Below are 19,696 nucleotides of genomic sequence, written 5' to 3' on the forward strand. Positions count from 1 at the left end.
GTTGCCAGGGGCTTGAGTGGCGCAACCGTGGCGGTTCAATTCGACCAAGTGGAGAAATTACATGCGTTCCAAGATCCTCGCAGTGGCGATTGCCGCTGGTCTGGGCGTAACCAGCGTCTCGGCGATGGCCCAGACATCCGGCAACCAGAAAGTGACGCTGACCGCCAGCGAACTTGCGCAGATGAAGGCCGAGATCGCGGCGCTGCAGCAGAAGGTCGACGACCTGCAGTCGCAGTCGTCTGCCCAGCAACAGCAGCAGCAGCAGACAGCGCAGACCGTACAGGCCACCCAGCAGCAGGTGCAGGCGACGCAGGCCCAGGTGCAGCAGGCCGAGCAGACCGTGGCGACCAAGCTCGGTGACACGCTGGGCGGCTCCGGCGGCGTGAAGTGGACCTTCGGCGGCTTCCTGGCGGCTGAAACGGCGTATCGCTCGCGCGACACCGCCGATGACGTCGCCACCAAGTTCACCGCCATCCCGTTCATGGGCGGCACGAGCACCGCGCCGATCAACACCAGCACCGGTGCGACCACCACCTATCCGGTGACCAACGCCAAGAACAGCCAGTTCCTTTACAGCGCGCGCCAGAGCCGCATTTCGATCATGGCGCAGGGCGACATCAACGATTCCACCCATGTGACCGGCTACTACGAGACGGACTTCCTCGGCGGCGCGCAGACGGCAAACATGAACGAGAGCAACTCGTTCAACCTGCGCATGCGCCAGCTGTGGACCAACGTGGATTGGGACGACTACGGCCTGCACCTGCTGGGCGGCCAGGCCTGGTCGCTGCTGACCCTCGACAGCAAGGGCATCACCCCGCTCAAGGAAGTGCTGCCGCCGACCATCGACGCCCAGTACCAGGCGGGCTTTACCTGGGCTCGCCAGGCACAGCTGCGCCTCGTGAAGGATTGGGACAAGACCTGGTGGCTGGGTATCTCGGTGGAAAATCCGCAGACGGCGGGCATCGGCTCCGTGGCCGGTCCGGGCTCCAAGGGATATGCGACGTCGACTGCGACGGTTGGCGCCGGCAGCCTGTATGACAGCCTCAACTCGGTTTCGCTCAACAAGTTCCCGGACGTCATCGTGAAGTTCGCGGCTGATCCGGGCTGGGGCCACTACGAAGTGTTCGGCATCACGCGTGAATTCACCACCCGCGTCACGCCGACGACCGCCAACGGCGGCCCGGCGGCGACCAGCAACCAGACGGCGCATGGCGGCGGCTTTGGTGTGGGCATGGTGCTGCCGCTGGTTCCGAAGGTACTGGACTTCCAGTTCTCGGGCATGACCGGCAAGGGCATTGGCCGCTACGGCACCACCGGCTTGAACGACATCACCTACGATCCGAGCGGCGCTCCGCATCCGCTGAAGGAAAACATGCTGCTCGCGACGCTGACCTGGCACGCCACCGATGCGCTCGATGTGTATGCCGCCGGCGGCCGCGAACAGCAGGACAGCTATCTGACCGCCGGTGCGAACGGCAAGGCCTTCGGCTACGGCAGCGAGCTCCTGGGCTACAACAACAGCGAATGCATGACCTACGGCGCGCCCAGCGATTGCACGGGCCAGACCCGTCAGGTCGCCGAGCAGACGCTCGGCTTCTGGTGGAAGTTCTACCAGGGCAAGTTCGGCAAGGTGCAGTTCGGCACCCAGGTCTCGCATGTCACGCGCAAGCTGTTCAGCGACATCAATGGCAACGCGCCGTCCGCTCCGGACAACATGGTGTTCACCAGCCTGCGTTACTACCCGTTCTGATCAGCGGGCGACGGAGAAGCGTCAAGGTTATCGTAAGGAGTTCTACCCAGGGACGGAAAACGGCGGGCATGATGCCCGCCGTTTGCTTTTGTGCTTTCTATTGATGCTTTTGCTTTTTGTGCTATCGCAATTGACAAGGCGGTTTCGTCCACCTGCCGGTGGCCGAGTTACTTTTCTCTTGCATGGCCAAGAGAAAAGCAACCCAAAGAGAAGGCCGCCCCGAGGCGGCGCTCTCCGGGCATCCTGCCCTCCGCCTTAGGGCCGGCTTCGCCGTTCGCCATCGTTCCTGCGACGGCGTGGCCAGCAAAGAGAAGTAACTCGGGCGCCGGCAGGCGACCGAAACCGCTCTGTTCCTTGCAGCAGGCGTTCAATACCGCCCACCGAAACCGAAAGAAAGCTCGACGCTTCCTACGGCTTCGCCGGTGGCTTCTCCAGCATCGCCACCTTCCATCCACCACCCAGTGCACGCACCAGCGCCACGCTGGCCTGCAACCTGCGCGTGCGCACCTGTTCCGCGGCGCGTTTGGCATTGAGGTAGGCGGTCTGCGCGGTGACCACGTCCAGATAGTTGATGATGCCCTCGGTATAGCGGTTGGTGGCGATCTGCTGGGCGGCCTGCGCCGAGCTGGCGGCGGCATCCTGGTCGTGTGCTTCGTGGGTGAGTCGGGTGAACAGCGAGAGGCTGTCCTCCACCTGTTCGAAGGCGTCGAGTACGGTGAGCCTGTATTGCGCGGAGGCTTCATCGAACTCGGCGTGTGCCTGACGCGCGCGCGCGCGACGCAGGCCGCCGTCGAACAGGGGCAGGGAGACGAAGGGGCCCAATGCCCAGGTGCGGTTGCCGAAGGAGAACAGGTTGCCTTCGCCGGTGTCCTGCCAGCCGTACATGCCCGAGATGCCGATGTCGGGGAAGAACGCCGCGCGCGCCACGCCGATGCCGGCATTGGCGGCGAAGGTGCGCCGTTCCGCCGCGGCGATGTCGGGCCGCCGCTGCAGCAAGGTGGATGGCACCGAGGCGGGGATGGTCGGCGGCTGTATTTCTTCCTGCGAGGCGGGCAGCGTGAAGTCGGGAGCGGGCACGCCGATCAGGGTGGCGATGGCGTGTTCGGTCAGCGCGCGCTGCGCCGCCACCTCGTCGATCTGGGCGTGGGCATCGGACAGCTGGTTCTGCGCGCGCGCCACCGACAGGCCGGAGGCGATGCCGCCCTGCATGCGGTTGCGGGTGAGGGTCAGGCCTTGCTGATAGGCCTGCAGCGAGCTGTCCAGGATTTTCGCCTGGAGGTCGTAACCGCGCAGTTGGATGTATTCGTTCGCCAGCCGGGCTTGCAGGCTGAGCTTGGCCGACGCCAGGTCCGCTTGCGCAGCTTGTGCCTGCGCGTGGCCGGCGGCGACTTCGTTGCGGATACGGCCCCACAGGTCGAATTCGTAGCCGGCGCCGAATTGCGCGGTATCGTCGTCGTATTCGTTGGGCTGGTTGGAACCGCGCAACGGGCGGTTGTTCGATTGACGGTCGTCGCTGGTGCTGCCGCCGACACCGAGGTGCGGGAACAGTCCCGCACGCGCTTCGCTCTCGAATGCGCTGGCGCGTTCGTAGCGAGCCAGCGCGATCGCGAGCGACGGACTGTTCGCATCGAGCAACTGCTCGAGCCGGTCGAGCTCCGGGTCGTTGAACACCGTCCACCAGTCGCCGCGCGGGCTCATATCCGCGGGTGCTGCACGTGTCCACAGGCCGGTGCCTTCCTTGTACGCGGCGGGCACCGGTACCGCCGGTGTCTTGTAGACGGGGGCCAGCGAGCAGCCGGCCAGCAGGCCGGCGAACACCAGTGCCAGCGCCGCCGGTCGAACGCGGCGCATGGCCTTGGAACTTGTCCGTACACTCCCGTCCGCACTGAGCGTGGCGCCAATGCGCAACGCGGGGAGTGGCCATGGATGGCCAGGTTCCGAGGAGCGAGGAAGTCGAATTGCTGTCGACCGCGGCATCTCCGGTGCTTCGACCGCACGAAGCTTCGCTTCGCTGCGCTCGACACGAACGGTTTTGGAGTCCTCATTCGTCGCCATGCGACGACTCCTTGCCGGAAGCCACGCGCACGGTGTCGCCGGCGGCCAGCGAATCGGGCGGATTGTCGATGATGCGGTCGCCCGGCTGCAGGCCGCGGTCGATTTCCAGCGCGCCGCCCAGGTCCATCGCGATGTGCACGTCGCGCATCACCACCTTGTTGCCGGGACCGAGCACGGCGATCTGTGGGCCCTGGGCGCGGAAGATCAGCACGGTGGAAGGCACGCTGGTGACGGCCTGGCTGGTGGCCAGCGGCAGCTGCACGTCGGCGTAGTCGCCGGGCAACAGCTTGCCGTTGTCGTTGGCCACTTCGAATTGCGCGAGCAGCGAGCCCGAAGCCTGGCTTACCGCGTCGGAAGAGCCGATCAGGGTGCCCTGGTAACTCTTGCCCGGATGATCCGGTACGGTCAGCGAGACGGTCATGCCCGGACGGATCGACGATGCGTAACGCTGCGGCACCGCCACGTACAGGCGCATCTTGTCCGTGTCCGCCACGGTGAACAGCGGCAGCGCGGACTGGCTGTCGGCAGTCACCAGGTCGCCGATGTCGGTGTTGCGCGCGGTCACCGTGCCGGCGAACGGTGCGGTGACGTTGCGGAATGCTTCGAGTGCGGCGAGACGATCCAGGTCGGCCTTGGCGGAGAGCACGTTGGCGCCGGCCACGGCCGCTTCGCTGGCCTTCTCGTCGGCTTCCTGCTTGGACACCGAATTGGAGGAAAGCAGGTGCTGCCAGCGCTGGCTGGTCACCTGGGCGAGTTGCGCATTGGCTTGCGCACGCACCAGCACGGCCTTGGCCTGTTCGTATTGCTGGTCGAGCTCGGGTGTGTCGATCACGGCCAGCGTTTCGCCGGCTTCGACGTGGCTGCCGATGTCCTTGTTCCAGCTCTTCACGTAGCCGGAGACCTGCGCATGGATCGGCGCGCTGATCCATGCGTCGATGTGGCCGGGCAAGGTCATCGTGTGCGCACCCATCGAGCCGAGCGGTGCGGCCAGCGCCACGGTGGGGATGGCCTCGGCATCCACCTGCTTCACCAACTGGTGGTAATCGTGCGCGCGCAGCGCCAGGCCGATTGCCGCGGTGACCGCGGCGACAACCAGCAGGCCGATCACAGCCGGGCGCAGGCGCAGCGTGCGCGGATGCGCCGGTGGGGCGTGTTCATGCGACATGGGAGGCTTCTCCGAGCTGCGGAATGGCGGAGGGCGCGTGCTGTTCGCGCCCATGGACGATGCTGAAGACCACCGGGACGAACACCAGCGTGGCGCAGGTGGCGAACATCAGGCCGCCGACCACGGCGATGCCCAGCGGCGAGTTCTGCTCATGGCTCAACGACATCGGCAGCATGCCGATGATCATCGCCAGCGCGGTCATCAGCACCGGACGGAAGCGCGTGAAACCGGCTTCCAGCGCGGCCTTTGTCGCGTCGCCGTGCTCGGCCAGCCGCTCGCGGCAGAAGCTCACCACGAGAATGGAGTTGGCGGTGGCGACACCCATGCACATGATGGCGCCGGTAAGCGCGGGCACCGACAGCGTGGTGTGGGTGGTGAACAGGATCCACACGATGCCGGCCAGCGCGGCGGGCAGGGCGGTGATGATGACGAATGGATCGAGCCAGGACTGGAAGTTGACCACGATCAGCAGGTAAATCATCACTACCGCGCCGAGCAGGCCGAACAGCAGGCCGTTGAAGGCCGCGTTCATCGTGTGCACCTGGCCGCGCAGCGTGACCAGCGTGCCCTTCGGGCGGCTGCTGGCGAACTGGTCCAGCACCTTCTGCACGTCGCCGGAGACGCCGCCGAGGTCGCGGCCCTGCACCGAGGCATAGATGTCGAAGGTGGGCAGGATGTTGTAGTGCGAGACCACCGCCGCGCTGGGGCCGCGGGTGAAAGTGGCGACATTGCTCAGCACCTGGCTGTCCTTGCCGGCCGACGCGGTCACCGGCAGGCGCAGCAGGTCGGCCATCGAATCCATCTTGTACTGCGGCGTGGAGGCGACCACCGCGTAGGACACGCCGTTGTGCGGATCGAGCCAGAACACCGGCGCCACCTGGCTGGAGCCGGCCAGCGAGGCGACCATGCTGTTGGTGACGTCACGCTCGGTGATGCCCAGCGTGTCGGCGCGGGTACGGTTTACCTTCACGTTGATCTGCGGATAGCTGGTGCTCTGCTGCAGGCGCACGTCGGCGATGCCGGGGATGTCGCGCAGCCTGCGCATGATCTTCGTCGCATAGGCCTCGTTCTCGGCGCTGTTGCGGCCGGTCACCGTGACGTCCAGCGGGGCCGGCGCGCCGAAGTTGAGGATCTGGCTGGTCATGTCCGCGGGCAGGAAGGAAAACGTCGTGCCAGGGAACTCCCGCGGCAGCAGCTTGCGCAGCTCCGCCACGTAGCCGTCGGTGGGCGCATGGCCTTCGCCGAGCACGATCTGGATGTCGCCGTCCTGCGGGCCGATCGAGCCGGTGTTGCTGTAGATCAGGTTGGTGTTGGACAGCGGCAGGCCGATGTTGTCGATCATCGTCTTCAGCTGGTCTGGCGGGATGACTCTGCGGATCGCGGCCTCGATGTGGTCGAACTCCGCCGCGGTCTCCTCGATGCGCGTGCCCATCGGTGCACGCACATGCAAGGCGATGGCGCCGGAGTCCACCGAAGGGAAGAAGTCGCGGCCGAGGAAGGGCACCAGCGCGAACGAGGCAAGCACGAAGGCCAGGAAGCCGCCCACGAACACCCAGCGCAGCTTCAACGCCGTGGCCAGCAGTGCGTAGTAGCTATCGCGTACGCGGGTAAAGCCGTGCTCGAACTTCTGCTGGAACGCCACCAGGCCGCGCACCAGCGCGCCGTGGCCACGCCGGTGGTGCTGGTCGCCCTCGTGATGGTTGATGTACGGATCTTCCGGGTGGTCGCCGACCCCGTGCTCGGTGTGGTACGTCTTCAGCAGGTACATCGCCAGCGTCGGCACCAGGGTGCGCGACAGCACGAACGACGACGCCATCGCGTAGATCACCGCCAGCGCCATCGGCCGGAACAGAAAGCCGGCAATCCCGTTCAGCATGAACATCGGCACGAACACGATGCAGATGCACAGCAGCGAGACGAAGGCGGGTGTGACGATCTGCTTCGCACCGTCCATGATCGCGGTGCGCACATCCTTGCCCTGTTCAAGGTGCCAATTGATGTTCTCGATGGTCACCGTGGCATCGTCCACCAGGATGCCCACCGCCAGTGCGAGGCCGCCCAGCGTCATCACGTTGAGGGTCTGTCCGGTGGCCGACAGCAGGGCGATGGCCGACAGCACCGCCAGCGGGATCGACACCGCGATGATGACGGTGGAGCGCCAGCTGCCGAGGAACACCAGGATCATCACTGAAGTCAGCAGCGCGGCGATGATGCCCTCGCGGGCCACCGAAGCGACCGCGTCCTTCACGAACACCGACTGGTCGGCGAGCTGGGAGATCTTCAGCGACTTCGGCATCGTCTCCTTGATCAGCGGCATCAGCTTCTTGACGCCCGCCACCACCGCCAGCGTCGAGGCGCTGCCGGTCTTCAGGATCGGCATCAGTACTGCGCGACCGCCATCCACGCGCACGATGTTGTTCTGCGGCGGCGAGCCGTCGCGTACGTGCGCCACGTCGCCGATGGTGATGGTGGCGCCGTTGACAGTGCGGATCGGCAAGCTGTTGAGCATGTCGATCGCGGTGGGGCTGTTGTTGAGCTGCACGTGGTATTCGTAGGTACCGATCTTCGCGGTGCCGACCGGGATGATCTGGTTCTGCGCCGCCAATGCGTTCGCCACGTCCTGTGCCGACAGGCCCTTGGCCGCCAATGCCTGCGGGTCGAGGTCGATCGTCACCTGGCGCTGCTTGCCGCCGTAGGGCGTGGGGATCGCTACGCCGTTCACCGACACCAGGGTCGGGCGCACTTCGTTCTGCGCGATGTCGCGGATCTTCGCCTCGGACAGCCCCTTGCCCGAGAACGCCATCTGCAGCACCGGCACGGTGGAGGCGTTGTAGTTGATGATGGTGGGCGGCGTGATGCCCGGGGGCATCTGCTTCACCACCGTCTGCGAGATCGAGGTGACCTGCGCGGTGGCGGTGCGGATGTCGGTGCCCGGTTGGAAGAAGATCTTCACGATCCCGGCGCCGGGCAGCGATTGCGACTCGATGTGCTGGATGTTGTTGACCGCGGTGGTGAGCTGGCGTTCGTAGTAGTAGATGACGCGGCCGGACATCTGGTCGGGCGGCAGGCCGTTGTACGACCACACCACGCCGATCACGGGGATGCCGATGTTCGGGAAGATGTCCGTCGGCGTGCGAAGCGCCGCCAACGGGCCGATGATCAGTATCACGATAGCGAGCACGATGAACGTGAGCGGGCGCGCGAGTGCGGTGCGGACGAGGCCTAGCATGTCGTGTTCCGGAGGAGGCGGACGGCAGCCCGGACGTTCCGGGCTGCATGACATGCTGGCAGCGCATCCTTATGCGAACCTTTTGGCTTACGTGACGGGACAGGTTCGTTCATCGCCGGGATGGTTGAGCGCCGCTTTTTCGGGTGGCAGATGCGTGCGGGCTAACACAGGATTGTCATGAATGAGTGCGGCCACGGATTTCGATCCGGAGCGGACGCCATGTTCTCGGATTCCGTGCATGCCGCATGAGGGAGAACCATGTCATTCGACTGGAAATCCGTGGGACGGATGTCAGCCGGGCTCATGGCAGTCGTTCTGGCCACTTGCGGGACAGGTCTGGCCATGTGGCATTCCCACCAGGATCGAGTGAAGCAAAAACTAGGACAGAGCACGCTGCTGCCAATGACGGCAGGATTGGGGCCGGGGCTAGTGATCGGTCCCGTGGACCCGGACCTTCATTGCGTCACCTTGCCGGCAGGCATAAGGCTTCTTCCCGGGCACGTAAGCATGGAGACGATGGACAGGTCGCTACCATGGGCCCGATTGGGCCGTCGTCAGCGAACACATGAAGCCGGGTGACGACATCTATGCGTACGACAACATCGTGCATGCGCCTCCCGGCATGGCGTTTCCCGGCAACGGCGGTGGCTTTGTGGTTCTGCGCGGGTGGTGCCTGGTCGGGCGGATCATCACCTGGGTGGAATAGCTGATGCCTGCTTCGACGCGCCAGGTCTTTACGGGTGCGTGCTGTCCAACAGGAATTCCACCCGCACCCGCAGCCCCTTTCCGAAGGGCGAATCGAGCAGGTCGATGCGGGCATCGTGCAGTTGGGCGGCGCGGCGCACGATGTTGAGGCCGACGCCGTAGCCGCCTGCGGTGTCGTGGGTTTCGCGCCGGAAGCGTTCGAATACCGTTTCGCGGTGTTCGGCGGGGATGCCGGGGCCATCGTCGCTGATGTCGATGGTGGCGACGCCAATGGCATGGCTTAGCGCGACTTCGACCTGGCCGCCCTGCGATACGTAGCGCATGGCGTTTTCAATCAGGTTGCGCAGCATCGCGGTCAGCGCCACCTCGTGCCCGGGCACGCGCAGCGGCGTGCCGTCGTGCAGCAGGCTGAGGGTGATGTCCTTGTCGGCGATCAGTGGCGCGAGTTCCTCGATCACCGAGGTGACGATGGCGGTCAGGTCCTGGGGCGAGCGTTCCGTGGCTGCCGCGCCGGCTTCGAGCTGGGCCATCGACAGGATCTGCTCGATGCGCCGCGCAAGGCGGGAGGCGCCTTGCCGCGCGTGTTGCAGGGCGGCGCGGGCGTCGTCCGGACTGCTGGCGATGGCCGCGCTGTCCAGTTGCAGCATGGTGGCGGCCAAGGGCGTGCGCAGCTCGTGCGCCATGTCGGCGGTCATGCGGCGTTCGCGTTCGATGGCATCCTCCAGCCGTTCGAGCTGCTGGTTCAGCGTGGCGATCAGCGGGCGGATTTCTTCGGGCGCCAGCTCGATCGCCACCGGCTGGCGGCTGCCGGGCGTGCGTTGCGCCAGTTGTCCGGTGAGTTCGTCCAGCGGCCGCAGACCGCGTCGTACCGCCCACAGCGCCAGCAAGGCGAGCAGGGGCAGGCCGATCAGCAGCGGCAGGCCGTGTTCCAGCATCAGTCCGCGGTCGATGTTCAGGCGGTTGTCGTAGCGTTCGCCGATGCGGATCAACAGGCCTGCGCGGTTCTGCAGGATGAAGGTACGCCAGAGATAGCCGTCCAGCGTGATCTTGCCGAAGCCGGCTTGCTCGGCGCGGGGCGGTGGCAGGCTGGCGAAGTTGGCGGTGCTCACCATTGGCCGGCCGCGGCCGTCGTAGACCTGGAAGCCCACGTCGGGTTCATAGTTGCGGCGGTGCACGGCGACAATGAGGGCGCGGCCGATGTCGGCGTCCTTGGCGATGGCGGCGTGGTTCGCGCCGGCGTCGCTGTTCTCGATCAGCACGCCCAGCGTGCGTCCGGCTTCCGCGAGCCGGCCGTCGAGCAGCTCGTTCATCTCGCGCCGCTCGCGCTGGTAGCTGATGATGCCCAGCGGGATGAGCACCGCCACCATCACCGCGATGATCAACCAGGTGAGACGGTGGCGCAGGCTGAGCGGTTTCATGCGAAGGCGTTCACTTCGGCTCCCGCGGCAGCATGTAGCCGATGCCGCGCACGGTGCGGATGGTGTCCGCACTGAGTTTGCGCCGCAGCCAGTGCACCTGCACCTCCAACGCGTTGCCCTCCACCGGATTGTCGATGCCGTACACCGAGTTTTCCAGCGTCTCGCGGTGCACGATGCGGCCGGCGCGTTCCATCAGTGCGCGCAGCAGGGCGAACTCGCGACGCGTCAGCGTGACCGCGGCCCCGCGGAACGCCACGTCGCCGGTGGCGAGGTTCATCCGCAGGTCGCCGGCTTCGATGATGTTGTCGGCGAGCCCGCGGGTGCGGCGGATCAGCGAGCGTATGCGTGCCGACAGTTCCTCCAGGTGGAACGGCTTGACCAGGTAGTCGTCGGCGCCAAGGTCGAGGCCGCGCACGCGGGCTTCGAGGCCGTCGCGCGCGGTCATCACCAGGATCGGCGTGCGGATGCCCTTGCGGCGCGCTTCGGCCAGCACGTCGAAGCCGTCGCGATCCGGCAGGCCGAGGTCGAGCAGCACCAGGTCGGCGCTCTGGTCGTCCAGCCCCAGCATCGCCTCGCGGCCATTGCGCAGCCAGGTCACCGCGCAGGATTGCTGCACGAGGGCATGGCGGATGGCCTCGCCGAGTTCGGCGTCGTCCTCGACCAGCATGATGTGCATGGGCTTGTCCGTGATGGTTGCGGTGGCATTGTTGCCGCATCTTGGACGCCTTGGCTTACACCAACCTTAAGAGCTTTCAGAGTCTTCAGCCTGCCGGCGTCTTGTCCTTGTAGCGGCACAGGTCGCGGATCACGCAATTGGGACAATCCGGCCTGCGCGCCTTGCACACGTAGCGGCCATGCAGGATCAGCCAGTGGTGGGCGTCCAGCTTGAACTCGTCGGGCACTACCTTTTCCAGCTTGTCCTCCACCGCGCGCACGTCCTTGCCGGGCGCGAGGCCGGTGCGGTTGGCGACGCGGAAGATGTGCGTGTCCACCGCGATGGTGGGTTCGCCGAAGGCGGTGTTGAGCACCACGTTGGCGGTCTTGCGGCCCACACCGGGCAGCGCTTCCAGCGCCTCGCGCGTGCGCGGTACTTCGCTGCCGTGCTGCTCGACAAGGATGCCGCACAGCGCGATCACGTTTTTCGCCTTGGCGTTGAACAGGCCGATGGTGCTGATGTACTTCTTCAGCTTTTCCTCGCCGAGCTCGAGGATGGCCTGCGGCGTGTTCGCCACGGGATAGAGCTTTTTCGTAGCCTTGTTCACCCCGACATCGGTTGCCTGCGCAGACAGCACCACGGCCACCAGCAGCTCGAACGGCGTGCTGTAGTCCAGCTCGGTGGTGGGATGCGGGTCCAACTCGCGCAGGCGGGCGAACAGCTCGACCACGTCGGCGCGTTTCATGGGCATGGCGAGCCGCCCCGCGCCGACGTCGTCATGCCAGCGGAAGCTGGCATCCAGTGCCTTGGGTACTCGCGAGAGGCGCTGGACTCCGGCATGCGCCGGGGTGACGGCGTGGAGGATGGTCGTTTCATGGCGTCTTGCCCTGTTTGGCGCGTGCCCGCGCCAACGCGGCCAGCACTGGGTTGGTGGATGCGGCGGTGTCCACGGCGGCCTTGCGTGCGGCCAGTTCCGCCTCGCGCTCGGCGGTTTCGCGCGCCAGCCGCGCTTCGCGTTGCCGGAAATGTCCGCGCGCCGCGTCGGCATGCGCCTGGTCGATCTGCGCCAGCGGCATGGGTTCCAGCACGATGCAGTCCACCGGGCAGGCCGGCACGCACAATTCGCAGCCAGTGCAGTCGTCGGTGAGCACGGTGTGCATCAGCTTGGCCGCGCCCACGATGGCGTCCACCGGGCAGGCCTGGATGCACTTGGTGCAGCCGATGCACTCGTCCTCGATCACCCGCGCCAGCATGCGCGGCTTCTCGATGCCGTTGGCGGGGTTCAACGGCAGGGCGGGGCGGTGCAGCAAAGTGGCCAGCTTCGCGATGCCGGCTGCGCCGCCGGGCGGGCACTGATTGATCTGCGCCTCTCCGCGTGCGATGGCCTCGGCGTAGGGGCGGCAGCCGCGATAGCCGCATTGTTCGCATTGCGTCTGCGGCAGGAGCGCGTCGATGCGGTCGGCGAGGGACGGCAGTTCAGTCATGGCGTCCATGCGCTGCAGCCTTGTCCGACGACACGCTCAATTCGGCATAAGTGTCCGGGATCGCTTTCCAGTGGTAGCCGCACGACTTGCAACGTTCCCGCCACTTGAGCGCCGGCCATATCGGCAGGCCGAGGAAGCACCCGAAAAAGAAGGCCCAGCCACGGTAGTTGGGGTTTCCTTCGATGTCGGTGCTCTGGCAGCGGGGGCAGCAATCGTCGCAGTCGAGGCGATAGTCGCCGCGCCGCCAGTGATCGAGAACATCGCGGGCCTGCACCAGGCACGCGTCGGGCACCATGACCAGGAAGCCGCCGAATGCGATCACCTGGTACCACTTGAGCCGGGACAGGCCATTCTCGAAAACGAAGGCGATGCATCCTTCCTCGCGCAGCAGGCCGGCGACGATCTCCGCCTCGGCATGGTCGTAGGATCGATGGACGCACCGCATGCGTGCTGAGGTCAGCGTACCGTGGCGCCGGGCTTCGCGCCCTGATCGGCGTCGAGCAGGAACAGGTCGCTGCCGCCGTCGCCGGCGGAGAGGATCATGCCTTCGGAGAGGCCGAAGCGCATCTTGCGTGGCGCGAGGTTGGCGATGAACACCACGTTGCGGCCGATCAGTTTTTCTGGCTCGCCGTAGGCGGCGCGGATGCCGGAGAAGATCTGCCGCTTGCCCAGTTCGCCGGCATCCAGTTCGAAGCGCAGCAGCTTGTCCGAGCCTTCCACGAATTCGCAGGCCAGCACGGTGCCGACGCGCAGGTCGAGCTTGGCGAAGTCGTCGATGGCGACCGTGACCGGTGCATTCGTGGCGGGTGTTTCGGTTGGTGCGGCGGGCTTGGCGGTGTCGTTCATGGGCTTTTTCTTGGGTGGTTCGGCGGCAGGCGCCGGTGCGCCCAGCGATTCCCTGGAGGCTTCGACCATCGCCTCGACCAACTTAGGGTCGAGGCGCGCGAGCAGCGGTTCGAAGGCATGGATGGCATGGCCGTGCAGCGCGCTGCGCGCATCGGCGAAGGTGGCGATGGGCGCAGCGAGGAATTGCTCGGCGGCGGCCACGGTGGCGGGCACGATGGGCTTGAGCACGCCGGCGAGCAGGCGAAAGGCGGCCAGCGCGAACGAGCACACCTGGTGCAATTCGGCACGGCGCGCGTCGTCCTTGGCCATCGCCCATGGCGCCTTCGCGGCGATGTGGCCGTTGACCAGGTCGGCCATCAGCACGAAGCGGCGGGTGAGTTCGGCGAATTCGCAGCCCTCGTACAGGGCGTCGATGCCCTCGTAGTGCGCAAGCAGGTCCTGCCACAGCGCGGAGTGCGCCGCATCGAACGCATCGGCGAGCCTGCCGTCGAAGAACTTGTGCACGAAGCCCGCGGTGCGGCTGGCGATGTTCACCCACTTGCCGACCAGGTGCGAGTTGACGCGTTCCTCGAAGGCCTTGAGGTCGAGGTCCACGTCCACCGGCGTGTCGTTGAGCAGGCTGGCGAAGTAGTAGCGCAGGTACTCGGGGTTGAGCCCGGCATCGAGGTAGGTGCGTGCCTGGATGAAGGTGCCGCGCGACTTCGACATCTTCGCGCCGTTCACCGTGAGGTAGCCGTTCACGTGCAGCGCAGTGGGCACCCGCATCTGCGCGCCGTGCAGCATCGCCGGCCAGAACAGGCCGTGGAAGTTGATGATGTCCTTGCCGATGAAGTGGTGCATCTCCGCGGTGCTGTCCGGTCCGAGGTACTCGTCGAACTTCATGCCGGAACGGTCACACAGCGCCTTGAAGCTGGCGAGATAGCCCACCGGGGCGTCCAGCCACACGTAGAAGAACTTGCCCGGCGCGTCGGGGATGGGAAAGCCGAAGTAAGGTGCGTCGCGCGAGATGTCCCAATCCTTCAGGCCGCCGTCCAGCCACTCGCGCAGCTTGGCGGCCACACCGGCGTTCGCCACCGGACGGCCGCCGGAGTACTTGCCGGCGAACCAGTCGCGCAGCAGGCCTTCGAACTTGCCCAGCTCGAAGAAGTAGTGCTCCGAGTCCTTCAGTATCGGCGTGGCGCCCGACATCACCGAATACGGGTTGATGAGGTCGGTGGGCGCGTAGGTGGCGCCGCAGTTCTCGCAGTTGTCGCCGTACTGGTCGGGCGTGCCGCACTTCGGGCAGGTGCCCTTGATGTAGCGGTCGGGCAGGAACATCTGCTTTTCGGGATCGAACAGCTGCTGGATGTTGCGTCGGGCGATGTAGTCGCCGTCGCGCAGCCGCGTGTAGATCAGCGAGGCCAGCTCGCGGTTCTCGTCCGAATGCGTGGAATGGTAATGGTCGAAGGCCACGCCGAAGGCGGCGAAATCGGCTTCGTGGCCGACACGGATGCCGGCGATGAAGGCTTCGGGCGTCATGCCGGCCTTCTCCGCGGCCAGCATGATCGGCGTGCCGTGCGCGTCGTCGGCGCAGACGTACGACACCTCGTTGCCCATCATGCGCTGCGCCCGTACCCAGATGTCGGCCTGGATGTAACCCAGCAGGTGGCCCATATGCAGAGGGCCGTTGGCGTAGGGCAGGGCGTTGGTGACGAGCAGGCGTCGTGACATGGTGGGCGGAGCCGTCTGGGAAGCCCCGCATTATGACATGACGGATGTTTTTCCCGGCCGTGGGAGGCTTGCGTGCACCAAGCCGTTCCCCACCCTCCCGTGCGGGGAGGGTGAGGTATGCCCGAGGATGCTCAGTGGCTGGTCACGCTCAGCGTGATGGGGCCGGCCAACTCGGTGTAGCCGCCGTTGTAGCAGTACCAGACGTTGTACGTGCCCGGCGACAGGCTGGAGGTATCGAACGTTACGGTACCGCTGCCGTTGGGCGCGTACTGCCAGCTGGCGGAGCTGCCGTGGCCGGGACTGCTGCCCGTGGCGTAGATGCCGATCCAGTTCTCGCTGTTGAGCTGGCTGGCCGGCGTGGCGTAGTCGAAGTGCACGTAGGTGCCCGCGCTCACGCTCGGCATGGTGCTGGCGAGGCTGGGCGTGGTCACGGCGGTGGTGGTCACGAAGGCATCGTTGATCGGTTGCGCGTACTGGTCGTTGTTGGTGAGCGGTGCGATGCCCAACGCGTTCTCGACGGTCCGGCCGACACTGAAATGGTTGTAGCTGGCATTGCTGGCGTAGCCGGCCTGCACCGCGCCCGGCGAGCCGAACAGAATGGTGGCGATGTGATTGCCGCTGGTGGACTCCGATTCGTCCCAGGTGAGGATCAGCAACGAGCGCTGTTGCGTCCACGCCGGCGAATTGAAGATGGGCTGCAGGGTCTGCTGCAGCCAGCCGTTCTGCACCTGCAGACTTTGCGCCGATCCGTTGCCGGAGGATTCGCCGTCGTAATAGTCGTCTGCGGCGATCCAGGAGAAGTTCGGCGTGCTGGCAGCCGACTGCAGGTCGGTGGTGAGCTGGGTGGTGTCGAACAGATGCGCCGCGCAACGCGAGGGGTTCGAGGAAACGTCGGTGAAGTTGATGAACGGCGCGTCGTCAGGCTCGTAGTAGCTGTCGTTGTTGTTGCTGGTGTTGCACGGCGTGCCCATGCCCTGTTCGTAGGCCTTCCAGGTCTTGCCGATCTCTTCGAGCCGGTCGCCGAGGTGCTGCGCCGTCACCTTGATGTTCGGATAGTAGATGGCACCCTTCACAAAAGTGTCGCCGCCGGCGATCGCCAGGTAGTTCTCGTCGCTGGGGTGGTACACGCCGCTGTAGTTGTCGAGCAGCGTGCCCTGGCGGGCAAGGCTGTTGATGAAGGGCGCGTCGGTGGTGTCGCCGATCACTTGGTCGTAGTCGGTGTTTTCCATCATCACCACGAAGACGTGATCGAAGGCCGGTACCTGCGAGGCCGGTGCCTGCAAGGTGGGCGCCGTGACCGGCGTGGACAGCGTCAGCGAGAGATTGTCGACGTAGCCGATGTTGTAGGACGCCGAGGTGTCGTTGAACTGCAGCAGCACCGAAATCGTGCGCGTGCCGGCCGGTACGTTGCCGGTGGCGGACTCGGCCAGGAAACCGGTCTTGTCGCCACGTGCGGACGCGTTCGCGCCGGCAAGCTGCGCGGGCGTGCCCAGCGGATTGCCGTGAGCATCGAGAAAGGTCGCCGTAACCACAGCCTGCCCGTTGTAGCTGGTGTAGCCGCCGAGCCAGCCCGAAAGCGCATAGGTGATGCCGCCGCCGTCGATGGCGCTGGCGGCGCTGGACACGTCCACGTTCTGGCGCAGTGCGGAATCGCCGTAGGGGCCGTCGGCGATGAAGGCATTGCCGCCCGAAGCGTTGCCCGGCGTGCTGAAGCTGCCGATCGAGTAGCACACGGTCGACGGGCTGCCTTGCGTCACCGTCCAGCCCGGCACGGTATTCACTGCCGACCAGTCGGCGGTGCAGGTGCCCGATTCGCCGTTGCCGTTCACCAGCAGGTTGCTGCTGGTGCCGGCTAAGGCGGATGTGGCGAACAGGCCGCTGAGGCAGGCCGCTGCCAGCAGCACACCTGCATTCGACTTGCGTTGATGTCGCATAGCCCCTCCCTTTGTGGTGTGAGAAGGGCTGGACAGTGCGAGGGAGTGGTTGCGGATGCGCGACGGTTGGATGACAGCGTGCGGCTCATGCGGCGCAATGCGATACGTTGCGCAGACGGAGTGTCGACTGCTGCGTAAAACGCGATTTTCCGGGATGCTCTCCGCGATCCGGAGAAAGCGTGCGTTTATTGGGTGCGTTCCGCGCGCGGCCGCGCTCCGCCAGGACGGCGCCGAACCCTTGGCGGGAATCCCGCCAAGGGCAATCGCATCAACGCCTCGGGTTATTACGGCGCATTCACGAAGGCCTTCCAGGCCGAATACAGGTTGCCTGCGTTCACCGAGCCGAGACCATTGGCGAAGCTCCAGCCCGGCTGCGCCGCATAGGCCGCGGTGGTCGGGTTGTACTTCGTCGCGCTGGTCGAAGTCAGCCCGATCTTGGTGGATCCGTAGAACCCTTCGAAGTTCGCTATCGTGCCGTAGAAATAGCAGTCCGGCGTGGTCTCCGCGAACGCTTCGACCTCGATGCACTGCGTCGAATTGCCGCCGCCGGTGATGTTGTGGAACACGCACTTGGCGGTGCCCTTGGTGCCGTTGTCGGCATCGCATTGCGCAAGCGTGGACGGCACGGCTCCCGTCGCATCTCCGTATTCGCTCCTGGCCAGCGCGTACAGCGTGGGTGCAGCGTTGCCCTGATCGGTCGACAGACCAGCCTTGGACATGCCCTGGTCGATCAGTGCCTGGATGCCTGCGAACATCGGCGACGACAGTGATGTCCCGCCCTCCAGCACCACCGGGGTCGTGAAGTTCTGCGCGCACGGGTAGTCGCCGGTGCAAAGGATGACCCACGAATAGCCGCCATAGGAGCCGGCGAACAGCGAGACGTCGGGCAGGTCACGCGACTGGTCCTTGGCGGCCCCATGCACCTGCCGCTGCCAGGCCGGCTTGCGGTCGACCGACGAGGGACCGCCGCTGCCGCTTTCGGAGGTTGCGTACAAGCCCTCCGGGTCGTAGATCAGCGCGTTCTTGCAGAACTGCAGCGCCGTCAGTCCCACCAGTTGCTGGGCCGCCGTGGTGTTGCCGCAGGACTGGTTCCAGGTGATCTCCGGCACGTAGGACAAGGCCGAGCCATACACCGTGTTGAGCGTGCTGCTGAAGTACTTCTTGGTCGTGCCGTCGAGCACGTCGGCGGTATCCGAGCCGCCGACACCGGTCACGTTGGGCGAGGTGGCAAACGAGTTGGCGTCCACGCCAACGCCATTGATGATCGAGCCGTTGAAACTCGGGTTGGATCCGGAATCGCCGGTGGAAACAAATACCGAGATCCCTTCCGCGTCGGCCTGGGCCCACATCAGGTCGATCGCCGTCTTGCTGGCGGTATCCGTATAGCCTTCCCCGTATCCATAGCTTGCGCTGATGATGTCCGGCCGAGAAGTGGCATTGATCAGGTTGTTCGCCGCCGTATACACGCCGCCGAAGAAATTGGTGCTGCCGGCGTCGTTGCAGGTCGCCACCCAGATGTTGGCACCGGGTGCCATCGCCGTGGACCACTCCGAGTCCAGCACGGTCTCGATGCTTTCCTCGTCGCCTGTGGCATTACCCGGGTCAGTGCAATTGCCCGTGGATGGCGTCAACTGCGGCTGGAACTGCATGAACGTGCCGCCATAACTGCCGAGGTTGAACTGGCTGACGAAGTTGGGCCAGTCCGAAACATCCATGTCGCTGTCCTCGACCACGGCAATATTGATGCCTTTGCCGGTCAGGCCTTTGTTGTAGAGCGCGGTGGTGTTGTACATCGTGTTCAAGTCATACGGCACGAAACCGCGCGCACCGTTGGTGAACGCCAACGCCATCGGGTTTGCCTGGGAGTTCGTGCTGGACGCGGACGCTTGTTTCAGCGTGAAGTTCCGCTTGCCGGCGTTGAACTGCCCTACTTGCGGGGCCACGTGCAACGGTTGCGGACGGAAATCGTTCAAGCCCGCGACACCGACGATCACGTTCTGCAGCGCTGAAGGAATGCTGATGTCACTCGCGTTGGCGATGTGGCTGACCTTGTTGACGGTATAGCGGTTCATTTGCGTGTGGAATGCCTGGCGCACCTGGCCAGCCGTGCCGCTGAAATCGATCTGCGACTTGTTCGGGTACACACCGTTGACTGTAAAGCCCTGTGAAATGAGCCAGGACTTCACGCTATTGATGTCCGCGTCGGTGATGCCGAAGTTCTCGCCGAATTCGGCGGGCGTCACCCATTGATGGAACTTGGGCGATGAAGGATCGTGCTGCGCAGCGATCAACGACTGCAGTGCCGATTTGCGCAACGCACTGCGCTGCAGGACGAGCTGCATATGGTTCATGGGCAGCGAGTCAGCCACTGCGGCAGTCGGCGTCAGGGCGCCGATCAGGGCCAGGTGGGTATTGCCCAGCGTGGACACGACGCGATTGTCGACAGTCTGGGTGACGCGCGGCGCCTCGGCCGTGTTCAGGCCGGCCAGTGCGGTTGAAGCTTGCGCCACGGCGATCGCCGGCAACGAGGCGAGGGCGACGGCAATGGATACACTCAGCATCACACGTTCAGTTTTCACGTCTTTTCTCCAAAGAAATGCCAGATGAAAAAAACGAGTCCCCTGTCCCCTGTGATGAAACGGATCATTTGACTGGATGGATTTGTCGAGATCTGCCTCCCTTGCGTCGAACGTGTGCCAGCGGAAGAGCCATCGGATCGCCGTACGGACCCGACGCAGCCAC

Annotated in this window: 13 protein-coding genes; 2 read left to right on the forward strand and 11 right to left on the reverse strand. The window is 65.4% G+C overall.

The features are described from left to right. Positions 1 to 61 precede the first annotated feature (61 nt). The gene (locus IHE49_RS17225) at positions 62 to 1,753 is read left to right on the forward strand and encodes a hypothetical protein (protein ID WP_192160237.1); all 1,692 of its coding nucleotides are present in this window, start codon (positions 62 to 64) and stop codon (positions 1,751 to 1,753) included. Positions 1,754 to 2,161: 408 nt separating this feature from the next. Here the strand turns inward: IHE49_RS17225 and IHE49_RS17230 are convergent, their stop codons facing one another. From IHE49_RS17230 to IHE49_RS17240, 3 genes are all read right to left on the reverse strand, one after another. After that, positions 2,162 to 3,604: an efflux transporter outer membrane subunit gene (locus IHE49_RS17230; RefSeq protein ID WP_192160238.1), complete on the reverse strand. Its 1,443-nt coding sequence runs from the start codon at positions 3,602 to 3,604 to the stop codon at positions 2,162 to 2,164. Between the two features lie 190 nt (positions 3,605 to 3,794). Then, complete coding sequence (locus IHE49_RS17235; RefSeq protein ID WP_192160239.1) at positions 3,795 to 4,973, reverse strand: efflux RND transporter periplasmic adaptor subunit; 1,179 nt, start codon at positions 4,971 to 4,973, stop codon at positions 3,795 to 3,797. Continuing rightward, entirely contained in the window at positions 4,963 to 8,202 is a 3,240-nt protein-coding gene (locus tag IHE49_RS17240; protein WP_192160240.1) for an efflux RND transporter permease subunit, read from the reverse strand. The genes IHE49_RS17235 and IHE49_RS17240 overlap by 11 nt, the downstream gene beginning before the upstream one ends. Positions 8,203 to 8,767: 565 nt before the next feature. Here IHE49_RS17240 and IHE49_RS17245 point away from each other — a divergent pair. After that, positions 8,768 to 8,908 carry a hypothetical protein gene (locus IHE49_RS17245; protein WP_192160241.1) on the forward strand — a complete coding sequence of 47 codons (141 nt, stop codon included), beginning with the start codon at positions 8,768 to 8,770 and terminating at the stop codon, positions 8,906 to 8,908. 28 nt (positions 8,909 to 8,936) lie between these two features. Here IHE49_RS17245 and IHE49_RS17250 read toward each other — a convergent pair whose 3' ends face one another. From IHE49_RS17250 to IHE49_RS17285, 8 genes are all read right to left on the reverse strand, one after another. After that, positions 8,937 to 10,325, reverse strand: a complete 1,389-nt coding sequence (locus tag IHE49_RS17250) for an ATP-binding protein (RefSeq protein WP_192160242.1) — start codon at positions 10,323 to 10,325, stop codon at positions 8,937 to 8,939. A 10-nt stretch (positions 10,326 to 10,335) separates the two neighbouring features. Beyond that, on the reverse strand, positions 10,336 to 11,001 hold the full coding sequence (locus IHE49_RS17255; protein WP_192160244.1) for a response regulator: 666 nt from the start codon (positions 10,999 to 11,001) through the stop codon (positions 10,336 to 10,338). A gap of 85 nt (positions 11,002 to 11,086) precedes the next feature. Beyond that, positions 11,087 to 11,725 (reverse strand): endonuclease III, encoded by a 639-nt coding sequence (gene nth / locus IHE49_RS17260; RefSeq protein ID WP_192160290.1) that lies wholly within the window; start codon positions 11,723 to 11,725, stop codon positions 11,087 to 11,089. Between the two features lie 127 nt (positions 11,726 to 11,852). Further along, positions 11,853 to 12,464 carry an RnfABCDGE type electron transport complex subunit B gene (locus IHE49_RS17265; protein WP_192160293.1) on the reverse strand — a complete coding sequence of 204 codons (612 nt, stop codon included), beginning with the start codon at positions 12,462 to 12,464 and terminating at the stop codon, positions 11,853 to 11,855. Then, complete coding sequence (locus IHE49_RS17270) at positions 12,457 to 12,909, reverse strand: DUF2007 domain-containing protein (protein ID WP_192160247.1); 453 nt, start codon at positions 12,907 to 12,909, stop codon at positions 12,457 to 12,459. The genes IHE49_RS17265 and IHE49_RS17270 overlap by 8 nt, the downstream gene beginning before the upstream one ends. Before the next feature lie 11 nt (positions 12,910 to 12,920). After that, positions 12,921 to 15,020 carry a methionine--tRNA ligase gene (gene metG, locus IHE49_RS17275; protein ID WP_192160255.1) on the reverse strand — a complete coding sequence of 700 codons (2,100 nt, stop codon included), beginning with the start codon at positions 15,018 to 15,020 and terminating at the stop codon, positions 12,921 to 12,923. A gap of 131 nt (positions 15,021 to 15,151) precedes the next feature. Continuing rightward, positions 15,152 to 16,954: an alkaline phosphatase family protein gene (locus IHE49_RS17280; RefSeq protein WP_192160257.1), complete on the reverse strand. Its 1,803-nt coding sequence runs from the start codon at positions 16,952 to 16,954 to the stop codon at positions 15,152 to 15,154. A 284-nt stretch (positions 16,955 to 17,238) separates the two neighbouring features. Beyond that, the gene (locus IHE49_RS17285; RefSeq protein ID WP_192160259.1) at positions 17,239 to 19,533 is read right to left on the reverse strand and encodes a protease pro-enzyme activation domain-containing protein; all 2,295 of its coding nucleotides are present in this window, start codon (positions 19,531 to 19,533) and stop codon (positions 17,239 to 17,241) included. Positions 19,534 to 19,696: the final 163 nt, after the last annotated feature.

It is taken from the genome of Rhodanobacter sp. 7MK24 (assembly GCF_014842995.1).
Classification (GTDB): domain Bacteria; phylum Pseudomonadota; class Gammaproteobacteria; order Xanthomonadales; family Rhodanobacteraceae; genus Rhodanobacter_A.

Bases quoted from the DNA above. Each gene is read 5' to 3' on its own strand.
- IHE49_RS17225 (WP_192160237.1), top strand. From the start codon at position 62: ATGCGTTCCAAGATCCTCGCAGTGGCGATTGCCGCTGGTCTGGGCGTA.
- IHE49_RS17230 (WP_192160238.1), bottom strand. From the start codon at position 3,604: ATGCGCCGCGTTCGACCGGCGGCGCTGGCACTGGTGTTCGCCGGCCTG.
- IHE49_RS17235 (WP_192160239.1), bottom strand. From the start codon at position 4,973: ATGTCGCATGAACACGCCCCACCGGCGCATCCGCGCACGCTGCGCCTG.
- IHE49_RS17240 (WP_192160240.1), bottom strand. From the start codon at position 8,202: ATGCTAGGCCTCGTCCGCACCGCACTCGCGCGCCCGCTCACGTTCATC.
- IHE49_RS17245 (WP_192160241.1), top strand. From the start codon at position 8,768: ATGAAGCCGGGTGACGACATCTATGCGTACGACAACATCGTGCATGCG.
- IHE49_RS17250 (WP_192160242.1), bottom strand. From the start codon at position 10,325: ATGAAACCGCTCAGCCTGCGCCACCGTCTCACCTGGTTGATCATCGCG.
- IHE49_RS17255 (WP_192160244.1), bottom strand. From the start codon at position 11,001: ATGCACATCATGCTGGTCGAGGACGACGCCGAACTCGGCGAGGCCATC.
- nth (WP_192160290.1), bottom strand. From the start codon at position 11,725: ATGAAACGCGCCGACGTGGTCGAGCTGTTCGCCCGCCTGCGCGAGTTG.
- IHE49_RS17265 (WP_192160293.1), bottom strand. From the start codon at position 12,464: ATGACTGAACTGCCGTCCCTCGCCGACCGCATCGACGCGCTCCTGCCG.
- IHE49_RS17270 (WP_192160247.1), bottom strand. From the start codon at position 12,909: ATGCGGTGCGTCCATCGATCCTACGACCATGCCGAGGCGGAGATCGTC.
- metG (WP_192160255.1), bottom strand. From the start codon at position 15,020: ATGTCACGACGCCTGCTCGTCACCAACGCCCTGCCCTACGCCAACGGC.
- IHE49_RS17280 (WP_192160257.1), bottom strand. From the start codon at position 16,954: ATGCGACATCAACGCAAGTCGAATGCAGGTGTGCTGCTGGCAGCGGCC.